The organism is Halomonas sp. ND22Bw, from assembly GCF_003011945.1.
Taxonomy (GTDB): Bacteria; Pseudomonadota; Gammaproteobacteria; order Pseudomonadales; family Halomonadaceae; genus Halomonas; species Halomonas halophila.
Map to the genome: position 1 here is coordinate 1 of NZ_PXWD01001194.1, position 259 is coordinate 259.

Annotated in this window: 1 protein-coding gene; it reads right to left on the bottom strand. The window is 65.6% G+C overall.

Annotation, left to right across the window (positions count from 1 at the left end; all coding sequences use genetic code 11):
- Window positions 1-248: hypothetical protein (locus CVH10_RS21950; RefSeq protein WP_219924987.1), on the bottom strand; the 248-nt coding region annotated here is incomplete at its 3' end.
- Window positions 249-259: the final 11 nt, after the last annotated feature.

The following is a 259-nucleotide window of genomic DNA, read 5'->3' on the forward strand; positions in this document are numbered from 1 at the left end:
CCTGCGAAACAGTCCGCGATGCCGATCCGGTCCAGCACCCGGTGCGCATAGTCGCGCGCGCCGTTGGTGAAGACGAAACACCGGCCCGGCAGGGCCTTCAGCGCCTCGGCCAGACGCGGGTTGGGCTCGACCGAATCCAGCGGCACGTCATGCACTTCCTTCAGGAAACGATCGGTGTCGACGGCATAGTTGGCCATCAGGCCCGCCAGGGTCGTGCCGTGTTCATCCAGAAACTGACGCTGCATCACCGCCGCCTCGT